A 14,194-nucleotide genomic window follows, 5' to 3' on the forward strand; every position below is an offset into this window, starting at 1 on the left:
CAACCATGCGTAGTGTCCTGACCATCGTGCTCGCGTTCGCTGCCGGAGTGCTGTTGATGGTGTGGTGGCCCAGCCATCCGGTGGCACCGTCGGTCACCGCGCGCCCGGCACCTGCAACCGCCATTCCGGCCGCATCCGTCAATGACACAGCGGATGCCTTATTGGTCGCTGGCGGCAATGCCGGCAATGGCGATGACTGGCCAGTCCAGAGCCCGACCCCGGAACAAGTGCTCTACGCACAACCGCGGATGATGCACGATGCGCTCGCCGAACTGACTCCGCGCGTGGCTGGCAAACCGAATCTCTACGTGCTGGTATTTGCTGGCGATGGTGGTGAAGACGTCTTTCGCAATGAAGCCGAATACGCCACGCCGCTGTTCGCGAAACGTTTCGGCGCCACTACGCATACTCTGGTGCTGGAGAACAATCCGGCCACATTGACCACCCGACCACTGGCCAGCTGGAGCAATCTGGATGCGGGCCTGGCCGGCCTGGACAAGGTAATGGTGCCAGATCAGGACATCCTGCTGCTGTACATCACCAGCCACGGCGGTGAGGATCACACCCTGCTGGTGGACATGGATCCGCTGCCGCTGGATCAGCTCGGCGCCGACGACTTGGCGGGAATCCTGGCAGCGCATCGGTTCAAGTGGAAAGTGGTGGTGGTCAACGCCTGCTATTCCGGCGGATTCGTGCCACCGCTGCGCGGCCCCGGCACCCTGTTGCTCACCGCCGCCCGCGCCGATCGCAGCTCATTCGGTTGTGGCAGCGATTCGGACATCACCTACTTCGGCAAGGCGTGGCTGGTCGACGCCTTGAACCGCACGCCGGATTTCATCGACGCGTTCAAGCAGGCCAGCGGCGAGATCAGCCGATGGGAAAAGCTGGACAAGCTCACTCCCTCGGAGCCGCAGATCGACATTGGCAGCGGTATCGCCGCACAACTGGCGCTATGGCGCCAGGGAGTCAGCGCCGGCCCGGCAGTTCCGTTCATGCCGGCCACGCCCGCGACAACCCGTCGCGCAGCCTCACCCTGAACTGATTCAGCGATGGTTGCGCGTTGTGTGTCGCGCAGACAGCAACGCTGCAACATCAGCCAGTGACAGGCCACGCGCACGCAGCATCACGGTCAGATGGAAGATCAGATCCGCCGCCTCGCCGAGCAGCGAGGCATCGTCTTGCACCACCGCCGCCAGTGCGGTTTCGACGCCTTCCTCGCCCACCTTCTGTGCCATGCGACGGATACCGCCCTCGAACAGGCTGGTGGTGTAACTGCCCAGCGGACGCTCGGCATGCCGGCTGGCTACCAGCGCATTGAGCTCGGCAAGAAAGCCGAGCGGCGGACCGGCCTCGGCTCGGTCGCCGAAGCAACTTGACGTGCCCCGATGGCAGGTCGGTCCGTGCGGCTCGGCCTGCACCAGCAGAGTGTCGGCATCGCAGTCGATGCGGATCGATTTCAGCGCCAGCACATGACCGGAGCTTTCACCCTTGGTCCACAGGCGCTGCTTGCTGCGGCTGTAGAACGTGACCTGGCCGCGGACCTGCGTCTGCGCCAGCGCTTCGGCATTCATGTAGCCGAGCATCAGTACCTCGCCGCTGAGCCAGTGCTGCACGATCGCCGGCAGCAGGCCGTCCCCCTTGGTCCAGTCGAGGCGGCTCAAGTCGGTATTGGAATCGTTCATCGCTGGTTGTCCCTTGATGCTCACAGGCGAACCGCTACGCCCTGCCCGTGCAGATAATGCTTGAGTTCGTGGATCGCGATCGCGCCTGAATGGAACACGCTGGCGGCCAGCGCACCATCCACATCGGCCTGCACGAAGGCGTCGCGAAAATGCTCCGGCGTACCGGCACCGCCGGAAGCAATCAGCGGCACCTGGCAGATCGCGCGGGCCATCGACAACTGCTCCAGATCGTACCCTTGGCGTACGCCATCGCTGCCCATGCAGTTGAGCACGATCTCGCCGGCGCCACGCTGCTGCGCCTCGACCATCCAGTCCAGCGTTCGGCGTGGCAGTGCCTGTGTCTTCGTGGGGTCGCCGGTGTACTGGCGCACGCGCCATTCGCCGTCGGCATCGCGCAGCGAGTCGATGCCGACCACCACGCACTGCACGCCGAACGCGGCGGCCAGTTCGTCGATCAGTGCAGGACGCTCCAGCGCCGGCGAGTTCACCGAGACCTTGTCGGCGCCCGCATGCAGCACCGCGCGCGCCTCGTCCACCGAGCGGATGCCGCCGGCCACGCAGAACGGAATGTCGATCACGCGGGCGACCTTCTCGACCCAGCCGCGATCCACGCTGCGACCTTCCGGACTGGCGATGATGTCGTAGAACACCAGCTCGTCGGCACCCTCGTCGCGGTAGCGCAGCGCGAGATCGACGATCTCGCCCATCACCACGTGATCGCGGAAGCGCACGCCCTTGACCACCTTGCCGTCGCGCACGTCGAGGCAGGGAATGATGCGTCGGCTCAACATGCCAGTGCGTCTTCCAGCGTGAAGTGCCCCTCGAGCAGCGCGCGTCCCAGGATCACGGCCTTCGCGCCAGCTTCGCGTGCCGCCCGAATATCGGCAAGCGAGCGCACGCCTCCCGATGCCTGCAGGGCAAGCTCGGGCACGCGGTCGGTCAGGTGCCGATACAGTTCGAGGTTGAAGCCCGCAAGCATGCCGTCTCGCTCGATATCGGTGCACAACAGGTGGCGCGCACCGTGCTCGGCATACCAGGGCGCCAGCTCGTCCAGCGTGGTCGCTTCGATCTCGGTCCAGCCCGCACTCGGCAGCAACCAGTCGTTGCCGACGAGGCGGGTGTCCAGCGCGATGGTGATGCGGTCGCTGCCGAATGACTCCAGCCAGCCGGCCACCCGCTGCGGATCGCGGATGGCCACGCTGCCCAGCACCACGCGGCGCACGCCGACGTCATACAGTCGCCGCAGATCGGCCTCGTCGCGCACACCGCCGCCGGCCTGTACATCAATGCCGTGGTCGGCAATCGCCTTGATCACGGCCAGGTTGTCCAGGTTGCCCGAACGCGCACCGTCGAGATCGACTACATGCAGCCAGTGCGCGCCGGCATGCAGGTAGCGCAAGGCCAACTCGCGCGGGTCGGGCATATAGGTGGTCTGCTGGGCGTAGTCGCCCTGGCGCAGGCGCACCACGCGCCCTTCGCGCAGATCGATGGCGGGAATGACGTGAAAGCTCATAGGCTGAGGAAATTCTTCAACAAGCGCGCGCCGACGGCCGCCGAGCGCTCCGGGTGAAACTGCATGCCGTGGAAATTTCCACGGGCCACGATCGCCGAAAACTCACCGGCATGATCGGTGCTGGCCAGGGTGAAATCATCCACCGGCACCGCATAGCTGTGCACGAAATACGCCTGATCGTCGTCGCCCAGCCCGACCAGCAGCGGATGCGGCCGCTGCACGGATAGACGGTTCCAGCCCATGTGCGGCACGCGCAGACCCGGGCCTTCGGCGAAACGGCGCACCGGTGCCGGAATCAATCCGAGGCACTCCGTGTCACCCTCTTCCGAATGCGAGCACAGCAGTTGCATGCCCAGGCACACGCCGAGCACGGGCTGTTCCAGCGAACGCAGCACGTCGACCAGGCCCAGCTCGCGCAGCCGTGCCATGCCAGGGCCAGCGGCGCCCACGCCGGGCAGGATCACCTTGTCGGCGGCGCGGATCGTCGCCGCGTCCGCGGTCAGCGCGGCATCCACGCCAAGCCGCTGCAGTGCATAACGCACCGAACCGATATTGGTGCCGCCGGCATCGACCAGGACGACGCTCATCACAGCGCACCCTTGGTGCTGGGCAGCTCGCTGCCCTCGCGGCGGATCGCCTGGCGCAGCGTGCGTGCGACCACCTTGAAGCAGGCCTCGACCATGTGATGCGCGTTGTCGCCGTACACAGATAGATGCAGGTTCGCGCCCAGGCTTTCGCACAGCGAGCGGAAGAAATGCGGCACCAGTTCGGTCGGCACCTCGCCCACACGCTCGCGCGGGAAGCTGCCCTTGAACACGAAGTACGGCCGACCGGACAAGTCCAGTGCCGCGATGGCCTGTGCCTCGTCCATCGGCAGGGTGAAGCCGTAGCGGCCGATGCCGCGCTTGTCGCCGAGCGCCTGCTTCAAGGCCCCGCCCAGCGCCAGCGCGCAGTCCTCGATGGTGTGGTGCTCGTCGATATGCGTGTCGCCCTCGCAGCTCAGCTCCAGCGCGAAGCCGCCGTGCTTGCCGATCTGCTCCAGCATGTGGTCGAAGAAACCCAGGCCGGTGCCCACCTTCGGCTCGGCCACCCGATCCAGGTCGACGCTGACCATGATGCGGGTTTCCTTCGTGTTGCGCACCACCGTGGCCGTGCGCGGCGCATCCAGCAGTTGGTGCGCCAGCACTTCCCAGTCGAGGCCGAGCGGGCCCACGCGGAAGCCACGCACGCCGAGATTTGCGGCAAACTGCAGGTCGGTCTCGCGATCGCCCACCATCGCCGACGCCGCGCGGCTCCAGCCGTCGTCGGCGAGGTAATGCCGCAACATGCCGACACCGGGTTTGCGCGTATCCCTGCCCTCATGCGGAAAGCTGCGGTCGATCAGCACCTCGCGAAAACGAATGCCTTGCGAGGCGAGGATGTGCAACAACAGTTCATGTGGTCCGCTGAAATGTGGCTCGGGGAAACTGTCCGTACCAAGGCCATCTTGGTTCGTCACCATCACCAGTTCGTAGCCGGCCGCGACAAAACGCTGCAGCGCGGCGATCACGCCCGGCAGCAGGGCCAGCTTTTCGTAGCTGTCGATCTGCTCATCGGCCGGCTCCTCGATCAGACAGCCGTCGCGGTCGACGAAAAGTATCTTGCGCTTGTTCATGCCGCCCCCTCGGCAACACCCCGTCCATCCATGGCCGGACTTTTCAGTACGGCGAGTACCCGATCATTCTCTGCCGGCGTGCCGATGGTGATGCGCAGTGCATCGCCGAGGTTCGGGTAACGACGCACGTCGCGCACCACGATGCCGGCGGCAAGCAGACCTTGATAGACGACACTGGCTTCGTCGAAGCGCACGGCCAGAAAGTTCGCCTGCGATGGCAACACCTCGCGCACCCCGGGCAACCGACGCAGCGCCGTCTGCATGCGCACGCGTTGCTCGCGCACGATGCCGATGCGTTCACGCGCGTTCGCCTGGCCCCAGCCGGACAGCGCCATAAGCGCTGCCTCCACGCATGGCAGCGGCAACGGGTACGGCGCCATGATCCGGCGCAGCAGCGCGATCACCTCGGCATTCGCCAGCAAACTGCCGATGCGCGCACCGGCCAGCGCCCAGGCCTTGGACAAGGTGCGCAACACGGCAAGGTTGTCGTAGCGGTCGATCAGGTCCGCCACGCTGCCCGCGTCGCTGAACTCGACATAGGCCTCGTCCACCACCAGCAAGGCGCGACCACTCAGCGCCTGCGCCAGCCGCTCGACCGCAGCGCGCGGCACCGGCTGGCCGGTGGGGTTGTTCGGGGTGCAGATGAAGACCAGCTTCACCGCCGGGGTCAGTGCTGTCAGCACGGCGTCCACGTCCAGGGTGAAATCCGCCGCCAGCGGCACCTCGACGATGCCCGCATCCTGCACCCGTGCGCACACCGCGTACATGCCGAATGTCGGCGGCTGGATCAGGATCGCGTCACGCCCAGCCCGGCAGAACGCGCGCACCAGCAGGTCGATCGCCTCGTCGCTGCCGCGGCCGACCAGCAACTGTTCGCGCCGCACGCCATAGAGTGCCGCCAGCGCGTCGACCAGGGCCGCGGGCTGCGGTTCGGGATAGCGGTTGCAACCGAGGCCGTCGTCGCCCACCGGGGCCCACGCCGACTCGTTCGCGTTGAGGAAGACCTCGCCGCCGCTGGCCTCCATCCGTGCCGAGGAATACGGCTGCATCGCGAGGATCTCCGGCCGGGCCAGATCGAGCACGCTCATGATCGTGCCTCCAATGTGGCCAATCGCAAGGTCACCGCGCGGCGGTGCGCCTCCAGTTGTTCGGCCGCCGCCAGCGTCGCCGTGCAGGGCCCGATGTTGCGCAACCCTTCTTCGCTGACTTCCTGCACGCTGATCTGCTTCTGGTAACTGGCCACCGACACCCCGCTGTAGCTGCGCGCATAACCGTAGGTCGGCAGCACGTGGTTGCTGCCGCTGCAGTAGTCGCCCACCGATTCGGGCGTCCACTGGCCGAGGAAGATCGAGCCGGCGCTGTCGATGCCGTCGAGCAAGGCGCGCGGCGCGGCCACTTGCAGGATCAGGTGCTCGGGCGCGTAGCGGTTGCTCACTTCGACCGCCTGCGCCAGCGAATCGACCGCAATCAGCCGGCTCTGCGCCAACGCCTGGCTGGCGATCGCACCGCGCGGCAATTCGGCACATTGGCGCTCGACCTCGGCGGCCGCCTGATCCAGCAATTCGGCGGACGGGCTCAGCAGGATCACCTGCGAATCCGGTCCGTGCTCGGCCTGCGACAACAGGTCGGCGGCGACGAACACCGGGTTCGCGTCGGCGTCGGCGATCACCAGCACTTCCGACGGGCCGGCCGGCATGTCGATCGCGGCGCCGTCCGGGTCGGACGACACCTGCAGCTTCGCCTCCGTGACCCAGGCATTGCCGGGGCCGAACAGCTTGTCGCACTTCGGCACGCTGGCGGTGCCGTAGGCCATCGCGGCGATCGCCTGCGCGCCGCCTAGCTTGAATACTTTGTGCACGCCAGTGAGACGCGCGGCATACAGCACCGCCTCGTCGCAACGCCCATCGGCGCGCGCCGGCGAGCACAGCACCACGTGGCGGCAACCGGCGATTTGCGCCGGCACACCCAGCATCAGGGCGGTCGACGGCAGCGGCGCGCTGCCGGCCGGCACGTACAAGCCGACCCGGCTGATCGGGCGCAACATCCGCTCCACCCGCACGCCGGGCGCGGTATCCACCACCACCGGTTGCGGTGCCGCCGCGCGATGGAACAGTTCGATGCGTGCGGCCGCTTCGCGGATCGCCGCCTTCAGGGCCGGATCGAGAAAGGCCTCGGCCGCCGCGAACTCGGCCTCGTCCACTTCGATCGCGTCCAGTGTGCAGCGGTCGTATTTCGCGCTGAGTTCGCGCAGTGCCGTGTCGCCGTGCTCGCGCACGGCGGCGATGATCCGCTCGACACCGCGGCGCAATTCATCCGCGCGCGACTGCGCGGGCCGTGCCAGCGCATCGCGGCGTGCCGCTTCATCCAGTGTGTTCCAGTCCAGAAGTTTCATGCCAGCCAGTTCTTCATGCGAGCCCGATTCATGCCAACCTGCTTCATGCCAGCATCTTCTCCACCGGCAGCACGAACATCTCGCGCGCGCCGGCCTTCTTGATTTCCTCCAGCTGCCGCCAGCTCACCTCGCCGGCGCACAGCGCCTGCAGCATCAGCTGATCCGGCTGGCCAGCTACCGCCAGCAGGGTCGGCTGCGGACCGCCCGGCAGCAGGCGGGTGACCGCTTCCAGCGTGTGGCGTGAGGTCTGCAACAGCAGCAGGCGCGACTCGCGCACCTGGATCACCCCATCCAGCCGCTTCAGCAGCAGCTCCAGCATGTCGCCGCGCTCGTCCACCGGCAGGGTCAGCGGGCCGGCCAGCACGGCCTCGCTTTCAAGCAGCACATCGGCTTCGCGCAGCTGGTTCGCCACCAGGGTGCCGCCGCTCTGCACCAGGTCGCAGATCGCGTCGGCGGTACCCAGCTTCGGCGCAATCTCGACCGAGCCGGTCAGGGTCACCACGCCAGCGTTCACGCCATGCGTGCGCAACCATTCGCCGAGCAGGCCCGGATAGGACGTGGCAATGCGCCGGCCCTCCAGTTGCTGCGGCTCGTGGTAATCCAGCTCCTGTGGCACCGCGATCGACAGCCGGCAACGCCCGAAGCCGAGCGGGCGAAGCTCGGCCAGCGGCTCGGCCTCGCGTCCGGCGGTGAGCTGGAATTCGCCCAGCACATTGCGTCCGACGATGCCGAGGTCGCATACCCCCTGCGCGATCAACCCGGGGATGTCGTCGTCGCGCACCAGCAGCAGGTCGACCGGCTCGCCCTCGCCGAAGCAGAACAGCTTGTCGCGGCTTTGGCGAAAGCTCAGCCCGCAACGATTGAGAAGGTCGAGTGCCGGCTCGGTGAGCCGGCCGGATTTCTGCATCGCGATGCGCAACCGATCGCGGGCCTTCATGCCCTTGCCTTCTTGCCGGGGACACCGCGGCGCGAGGCATGTGCCGCCGCGGCAAGATAGCCACCGTTGCCCTGATTGAGATAGCGCGCCACCCGACCGATCGTGGTGATGCTCACCGCGGTGCGCTCGTGTATCTCCCGATAGGCCACGCCATCAAGCAGATACGGCACCACCCGCCAGCGATCCACCAGCACCTCCATTTCCGCCGGAGTGCACAGGTCGCGCAGGAACGCGGCCATTTCATTGGCATTCTTCAGGGACAACAGTGCCTCGCAGAGACTGAGCTCGGCGGACTCGTCAGGGGTCTCGGGATCCAGCGAACGACGCTTCATGATGTGTTAACGCATTAATACAATGGATCGCATCATACACATGGTTTTGCATGGATACAAACCTGCCGCCATGCATCATGCAGCGGCATTCAGTTTCGCGGCCTTACGGAATACGGCCGCTGCGCGTGATCCGCGATCGACACTTCCTCGGCGTACCCACCAACAAAAACCCCCGCCTAGGCGGGGGGTCTTGTCGAACCGGCGCGAGCAACAGGCTCAGGCCGATTTCTTTTTCGGCGCAGCCTTCTTCGCAGCAACCGGCTTGGTCACGGTCGGCTTGGCGCCAACGACTGCCGGCGACACGGTATGTGCACGGGTATTGCCATAGCTGCCGCGGTAGGTCTTGCCGCGACGGGTCTTGCGATCGCCCTTACCCATGGGAACTCCTTGAATCGTGGGATGAATGATCGGACATCATAGCAGGTCAACCCGACCGGCCATAGTCAGGGATGGCCTTGGCCCGAACAGTCCCGCATCTGGTCCAGGCATTTGCCGGGGTCAATCTGCACTGTCACATGCTGGATGTGGAAGCGATCAAGCAGCATCTGCTTGATCGCTTGCAGGGCTTGCGCGCTGTTGGCAGGCTCGTGCAGTTCGGCATGCAGGGTGGCCATGCGCGAACCTGACGCCAGCTGCCACACATGTAGATGGTGGATATCGCGGATCGAGGGATCGGCGCCGCGCAGTGACGCTTCCACCAGCGCGCTGTCCATGCCGTCGGGCACGCCTTCCAGCAGGATGTGCGCGGACAACCGCAGCAAGCGCCAGGCGCTGCTGAGGATCAGCAGCGACACCAGCAGCGACAGTAGCGGATCGGCCCACAGCCAGCCAAACCAGCGGATGGCCAGCGCGGCCAGTACCGCGGCCAGCGAACCCAGAAGGTCGCCCAGCACATGCAGGCTCGCGCCGGCCAGATTGACATCGTCATGCGCATGTCCGTGCAGCGTGCGCAGCACCAAAAGGTTCACCAGCAGGCCAACGATAGCCACCACCAGCATCATCCCGGACAGAATTTGCATTGGGTGCAGCAACCGGGTGATCGCTTCGTAGACGATCCAGCCGACCAGCACGAACTGGCTCAGCGCATTGACGAAGCCGACCAGCACTTCCATCCGCCCGTAGCCATAGCTGCGTCGCGCATCCGCCGGCTTGGTGGCCATCCACGCACCGACCACCGCCAGCAGCAGGGCCAGCGCATCGACCATCATGTGGCCGGCATCGGCCAGCAAGGCCAGCGAGCCGGACCACATGCCACCGACCACTTCGACCACCATCATCACGGTAGTCAGGACAAATGCGAACAGCAGCTTGCGACTGCGCCCATCGCCGGAGCGGGCATGTTCGTGTGAATGCGGATGGTCGTGCGGGTGTGTGGCGGGCATGCTCATCCGCACATGCTAGGAACGGCGCTTGCCGTTACACAATCACCCGCTGTCCGAACGCACCGCATGCCGGCAACCTTCAGTGCGCGCATTGCGCGTCGTGCACGTGGTCATCGCTGTGGCCGCTGTCCCGGCGCAGGTTGACGAAATGCGCGCTGGCCAGCAACAGGCCGCCGCAGGTCACCAGCACGCTGTGCAGCATCACCGAATAGCCTTCGGCGTAGGTGACGCCGAGCAGCAGCAACGCCAGGCCCGGGACGGCAAGCAACAACGGCAACGGTCGCTGATGGCGACGGAAGCCGCGGATCAACGCCACCAGCGCCAACGCGCAGGCAAACAGCACAAAGCCACGTTCAAAACGCTGGTCGGCCAGAAACTCCAGCCCCACGACCGGCAACAGCACCAGCACGAACGGCAACAGCGCGCAATGGATCGCGCACAGGAACGAAGCTGTCGCGCCGATGCGATCAGCTACCTGCCATGCACGGGATTTGTTCGCCTGCTCGGAATCCATCGGCCTGCCCCGGCGCCGCCAAACGTGGTGACTCTATGCCCGGTGATGACCATGTTACTTTATAACACTTCACGAAGCCATACCCGGGAAGCGTGCCTTTCAGGCCTTGTGGCAGTGCTTGCAGGTGCCGTGCACTTCCAGCGTCTGCGCCTGCGGACGAAAGCCAAGCGCCCTGGCCTGTGCCTCGATCAGCTCGGCCACCCGCTCATCGCAGACTTCCTGCGCACTGGAGCAGGTATCGCAGATCAGGAATGGCACCTGGTGCGCCTCTGCCGGGTGATGGCAGGAGACGAACGCATTGATCGATTCCAGCTTGTGGATAAAGCCATTTTCGAGCAGGAAATCGAGCGCGCGATAGACCGTGGGCGGCGCCGCGTTGCCGTGCTTCTCGCGCAGCTGATCAAGGAGGTCGTAGGCCTTGACCGGTTTGTGCGCGGCCGCGATCAGCTCCAACACTTCCTTGCGCAGCGGGGTCAGCCGCAGGCCGCGCTCCTCGCTGGCATGTTCCACCGCGCGCACGAAACCCCTGGCATCGTGGTGATGCTTGGGGTGCGCGTGCAGATTGTCGGTGGCGTCACGGCTCAAGGGTCATACCTCTTTTTTCGATCATACACCGCCGCCTTAGCGAGCCCGGCGGCGCTCAGCGGGCAACGGCGGCGGCTTCGTGCGGGGCAGCTGGCGGGGCTTCAGCAGGATCACGATCCAGCCGATCGGACCCAGCACCGCTGCCCACATGATGCTTTCCGACAACCGGCCACGCCACCAGCCGAGCAACGCGCCGACTGCGACGAACAACAGATTCCACCAGAACATGGCTGCCCACGGCACCATATTCAACAGGTTGAAGAATACGTGCCAGAACGCACCCGGCGCATCGAGATCGACGCCCTGGGTAGCCCTGGCCAGCCATTCGTCCATGCCGACGTCAGTTCGTCAGCGACATGATGAGGATCAACCGCGCGCCATGACGATCGCGTCATCGATGCGCTTGAGCGCTTCGACGCGGCCAGCCAGATAGATCGTGTGATCGATCGACGGGGATACCTGCGTGCCGGTCATCGCCACACGTAGCGGCTGGGCGATCTTGCCCATACCCAGTTCGAGCTGGGCAGCCACCTGCTCGATCACCTGATGGATCGGCCCCGGCTGCCACTCGCACCCGGCCAGCAGCGGTTTCGCCGCCTCGAGCACGGCCACCGCGCTGTCGTTCTTCAGATGCTTGGCGACCGCCTTGTCGTCCCATTCGGCAATCGGCGCGTACCAGATCATGGCCTTCTCGACCATTTCCTTGAACGTATGCACGCGATCGCGCAGCGCCACGATGACGTCGGCAGGTGCCGGGCCATGCGACGTGTCGACGCCCGCGCGCGCCAGATGCCAGGCGAACTCCGGCGCCAGCGACTGTGGCTCGTCGGTCTTCAGGTAATGCTGGTTGAGCCACGCCAGCTTCTCGGTATCGAAGCGCGAAGCGGCCTTGTTGACGTCGGCGATGTCGAACAGCGCGATCATTTCCTCGCGCGAAAATATCTCCTGGTCGCCGTGCGACCAGCCCAGCCGCACCAGGTAGTTGAGCAGCGCATGCGGCAGGAAGCCGTCGTCGCGATACTCCATCACGCTGACCGCACTGGTGCGCTTGGACAGCTTCTTGCCTTCCTTGTCGAGGATCATCGGCAGGTGCGCGAACTCCGGGACCTTCGCACCGAGCGCGTGATAGATGTTGATCTGCCGCGGGGTGTTATTGACGTGGTCGTCGCCGCGGATCACTTCGGTGATGCCCATGTCGATATCGTCGACCACCACGGCGAAGTTGTAGGTCGGCCAGCCGTCGGAACGGAAGATCACCAGATCGTCCAGCTCGTTGTTCGCCCACTCGATACGGCCCTTGACCTTGTCGTCGAACACCACCGAGCCTTCGCTCGGATTGCGGAAACGGATCACGCGATTGGGATCTTCACGGAAAGGCTCGTTGCGGTCGCGGTAGTAACCGTTGTAGCGCGGCTTCTCACCCTTCGCCATCGCAGCCTCGCGCATGGCCTCGATCTCGGCCTTGCTCTCGTAGGCGTAGTACGCCTTGCCGGCGGCAACCAGTTCATCGGCCACTTGCTTGTAGCGATCCAGCCGCTGGGTCTGGTAAAACGGGCCTTCATCGGCGTCCAGACCAAGCCAGTGCATGGCGTCGAGAATCGCCTGCACCGCGGCATCGGTCGAGCGCTCGCGATCGGTATCCTCGATGCGCAGGATGAATTCGCCGCCGCGACGGCGCGATTCCAGCCAGCAGTACAGTGCGGTGCGGGCGCCGCCGATATGCAGGAAACCGGTGGGGCTGGGAGCGAAGCGGGTGCGGACGGTCATGGGGTCTTTTCAAAAGGTGCGGGGCAAGTCATGGATTTTAGCCGATACGGTGGCAGCAACCGAGCTAAGGCGAAACCGGCACGTTGCTTATCGCGCTCGTTTGTCGTGCTGCTGTGGGTCTGGTTCGGCATCGCCCTGCCGGCGCTGGCGGACAACCCCGGCTATGATCGCCCCGGCTATGGCTTCACGCCGGTCGCGCTGGCAGCGGGTGAGATGACCATCGAACAGGGGCTGCCAGACTGGAGCCGCGACCGCAGCGATGGAGCAGTCAGCTCGCAGTACAGCACCGACAGCCTGCTACGCCTCGGCATCGGAGGCCCAGTGGAGCTGCAACTGGGCAGTTCGCCATGGAATTATCTTCGACAAAACGCCGATGGCATCCACTCCCGCAGCCGCGGCCACGGTGACACCCGGCTGGGCCTGAAACTCGCCCTGCCCTCGGCTGGCGAGGCCTTCAGCTGGGGCTTGCTGAGCAGTGTCGAATTCACCGATGGTGCGAAGGATTTCCGCAGCGACGAGCGCCAGTATCTGCTCGGCGCGCAGTTCAATCTGCAGGCGAACCAGCGCAACTCACTGGGCGCATACCTTGAAGAAGTGCGCAGCGGTGGCCGGGACAGCACCACGATGGCGTTCAGCGACAACTACACGCTGACCCGAACACTGACGCTCTACACAGAAGCTGCCTTGCTGCATTCGGCGAACCAGGCCAGTGGCACCGTTGCGGGTGCCGGCCTGACCTGGATGGTCAACCCGCGCGTGCAGGTCGACGCGGGCTTCGATCATCGCCTGGGTGGAACCGCTGCCGAATGGCAGAGCAATCTCGGCGTATCGGTCTACCTCGGCCACTGACTTCCCTACGCGATCCCGACACGCGCATACCGCGCGATCTCACTTCACGTGGATGGTGATCTTCTTCGACACCACGGCCGGGTCGAACGGGATATGGTTCGCGTCACCAAGTTCTAGTTGCAAGGTGTGCTTGCCAGGTTTCAACGTGAGCGTTGTCTCGGTCTGGCCGCCACCGAAATGGATGTGGTTGTCGTCCTTCGCGATCGGCTGGCCGGCGGCTGGCAGATCTTTCACGTCGACCAGCAGGTGATGGTGACCCGTACCCTCCTTCGCCATGCCGGCGGGCGCCACGCCCATGCCTTTGAGGCCGAAGCGCACGACGACATGCTGACCCACAGTGGCCCCATCGCTGGGCGAAATGATGTAGACCTCGGCGCCGCCGGTAGCCTTGGTGGTTGGCAGGGCGGGAGCCTGGGCGGCGATTGCGCCTGCGGCGAACGTGGTCAGTGCAAGAGCGAGCAGGATGCGTTTCATCAACAGTCTCCACTGGGACAAGGTCCCGCCAGTGTAGGCGCGCGCACGGCACATGGACCACCCATCGGATCTGCCCAACGTCACCGCAACGTCACGCACCCGCCATGCCGCCG

Annotated in this window: 18 protein-coding genes; 2 read left to right on the plus strand and 16 right to left on the minus strand. The window is 65.4% G+C overall.

What is annotated here, in order from left to right:
• Window positions 1–5: 5 nt before the first annotated feature.
• A complete protein-coding gene (locus EAH75_RS06155) occupies window positions 6–1,037 on the plus strand; it encodes a C13 family peptidase (RefSeq protein WP_140650653.1) in 1,032 nt (343 codons plus the stop codon).
• A 6-nt stretch (window positions 1,038–1,043) separates the two neighbouring features.
• Here the strand turns inward: EAH75_RS06155 and hisIE are convergent, their stop codons facing one another.
• The 15 genes from hisIE to gltX form a co-directional block, all read right to left on the minus strand.
• Window positions 1,044–1,682: a bifunctional phosphoribosyl-AMP cyclohydrolase/phosphoribosyl-ATP diphosphatase HisIE gene (hisIE, locus tag EAH75_RS06160; RefSeq protein WP_140650648.1), complete on the minus strand. Its 639-nt coding sequence runs from the start codon at window positions 1,680–1,682 to the stop codon at window positions 1,044–1,046.
• 20 nt (window positions 1,683–1,702) lie between these two features.
• Window positions 1,703–2,473, minus strand: a complete 771-nt coding sequence (gene hisF / locus EAH75_RS06165) for an imidazole glycerol phosphate synthase subunit HisF (RefSeq protein WP_140804776.1) — start codon at window positions 2,471–2,473, stop codon at window positions 1,703–1,705.
• On the minus strand, window positions 2,467–3,195 hold the full coding sequence (gene hisA / locus EAH75_RS06170) for a 1-(5-phosphoribosyl)-5-[(5-phosphoribosylamino)methylideneamino]imidazole-4-carboxamide isomerase (protein ID WP_140804778.1): 729 nt from the start codon (window positions 3,193–3,195) through the stop codon (window positions 2,467–2,469). The genes hisF and hisA overlap by 7 nt, the downstream gene beginning before the upstream one ends.
• Entirely contained in the window at window positions 3,192–3,782 is a 591-nt protein-coding gene (gene hisH, locus EAH75_RS06175; RefSeq protein ID WP_140650639.1) for an imidazole glycerol phosphate synthase subunit HisH, read from the minus strand. Before hisH ends, hisA begins: the two co-directional genes overlap by 4 nt.
• Window positions 3,782–4,849 carry a bifunctional histidinol-phosphatase/imidazoleglycerol-phosphate dehydratase HisB gene (hisB, locus tag EAH75_RS06180; RefSeq protein ID WP_140804780.1) on the minus strand — a complete coding sequence of 356 codons (1,068 nt, stop codon included), beginning with the start codon at window positions 4,847–4,849 and terminating at the stop codon, window positions 3,782–3,784. Before hisB ends, hisH begins: the two co-directional genes overlap by 1 nt.
• Window positions 4,846–5,937, minus strand: a complete 1,092-nt coding sequence (hisC, locus tag EAH75_RS06185) for a histidinol-phosphate transaminase (RefSeq protein WP_140804782.1) — start codon at window positions 5,935–5,937, stop codon at window positions 4,846–4,848. Before hisC ends, hisB begins: the two co-directional genes overlap by 4 nt.
• Window positions 5,934–7,241 carry a histidinol dehydrogenase gene (hisD, locus tag EAH75_RS06190; RefSeq protein WP_140804784.1) on the minus strand — a complete coding sequence of 436 codons (1,308 nt, stop codon included), beginning with the start codon at window positions 7,239–7,241 and terminating at the stop codon, window positions 5,934–5,936. Before hisD ends, hisC begins: the two co-directional genes overlap by 4 nt.
• Before the next feature lie 43 nt (window positions 7,242–7,284).
• Window positions 7,285–8,178 (minus strand): ATP phosphoribosyltransferase, encoded by an 894-nt coding sequence (gene hisG / locus EAH75_RS06195; RefSeq protein ID WP_140650625.1) that lies wholly within the window; start codon window positions 8,176–8,178, stop codon window positions 7,285–7,287.
• A complete protein-coding gene (locus tag EAH75_RS06200) occupies window positions 8,175–8,510 on the minus strand; it encodes a YerC/YecD family TrpR-related protein (protein WP_140804786.1) in 336 nt (111 codons plus the stop codon). The genes hisG and EAH75_RS06200 overlap by 4 nt, the downstream gene beginning before the upstream one ends.
• Before the next feature lie 216 nt (window positions 8,511–8,726).
• The gene (locus EAH75_RS06205; protein WP_113724308.1) at window positions 8,727–8,888 is read right to left on the minus strand and encodes a 30S ribosomal protein THX; all 162 of its coding nucleotides are present in this window, start codon (window positions 8,886–8,888) and stop codon (window positions 8,727–8,729) included.
• A 65-nt stretch (window positions 8,889–8,953) separates the two neighbouring features.
• Complete coding sequence (locus EAH75_RS06210) at window positions 8,954–9,898, minus strand: cation diffusion facilitator family transporter (RefSeq protein WP_140650619.1); 945 nt, start codon at window positions 9,896–9,898, stop codon at window positions 8,954–8,956.
• A gap of 73 nt (window positions 9,899–9,971) precedes the next feature.
• Window positions 9,972–10,406 carry a MerC domain-containing protein gene (locus EAH75_RS06215; RefSeq protein WP_140650616.1) on the minus strand — a complete coding sequence of 145 codons (435 nt, stop codon included), beginning with the start codon at window positions 10,404–10,406 and terminating at the stop codon, window positions 9,972–9,974.
• A gap of 99 nt (window positions 10,407–10,505) precedes the next feature.
• The gene (locus tag EAH75_RS06220) at window positions 10,506–10,991 is read right to left on the minus strand and encodes a transcriptional repressor (RefSeq protein ID WP_140650613.1); all 486 of its coding nucleotides are present in this window, start codon (window positions 10,989–10,991) and stop codon (window positions 10,506–10,508) included.
• A 36-nt stretch (window positions 10,992–11,027) separates the two neighbouring features.
• Window positions 11,028–11,324, minus strand: coding sequence for a hypothetical protein (locus EAH75_RS06225; RefSeq protein WP_140804788.1), 297 nt, complete (start codon window positions 11,322–11,324; stop codon window positions 11,028–11,030).
• Between the two features lie 33 nt (window positions 11,325–11,357).
• A complete protein-coding gene (gene gltX, locus EAH75_RS06230) occupies window positions 11,358–12,758 on the minus strand; it encodes a glutamate--tRNA ligase (protein WP_140804790.1) in 1,401 nt (466 codons plus the stop codon).
• Window positions 12,759–12,788: 30 nt separating this feature from the next.
• Between gltX and EAH75_RS06235 the strand changes: the two genes are divergently transcribed.
• A complete protein-coding gene (locus EAH75_RS06235) occupies window positions 12,789–13,607 on the plus strand; it encodes a transporter (protein WP_240046182.1) in 819 nt (272 codons plus the stop codon).
• 39 nt (window positions 13,608–13,646) lie between these two features.
• On the opposite strand, the gene EAH75_RS06240 is transcribed toward EAH75_RS06235, so the two are convergent.
• Window positions 13,647–14,081 (minus strand): DUF4399 domain-containing protein, encoded by a 435-nt coding sequence (locus EAH75_RS06240; RefSeq protein ID WP_140650604.1) that lies wholly within the window; start codon window positions 14,079–14,081, stop codon window positions 13,647–13,649.
• Window positions 14,082–14,194: the final 113 nt, after the last annotated feature.

This window comes from Rhodanobacter glycinis, from assembly GCF_006438785.1.
In the GTDB taxonomy this organism is placed as follows: Bacteria; Pseudomonadota; Gammaproteobacteria; order Xanthomonadales; family Rhodanobacteraceae; genus Rhodanobacter; species Rhodanobacter glycinis_A.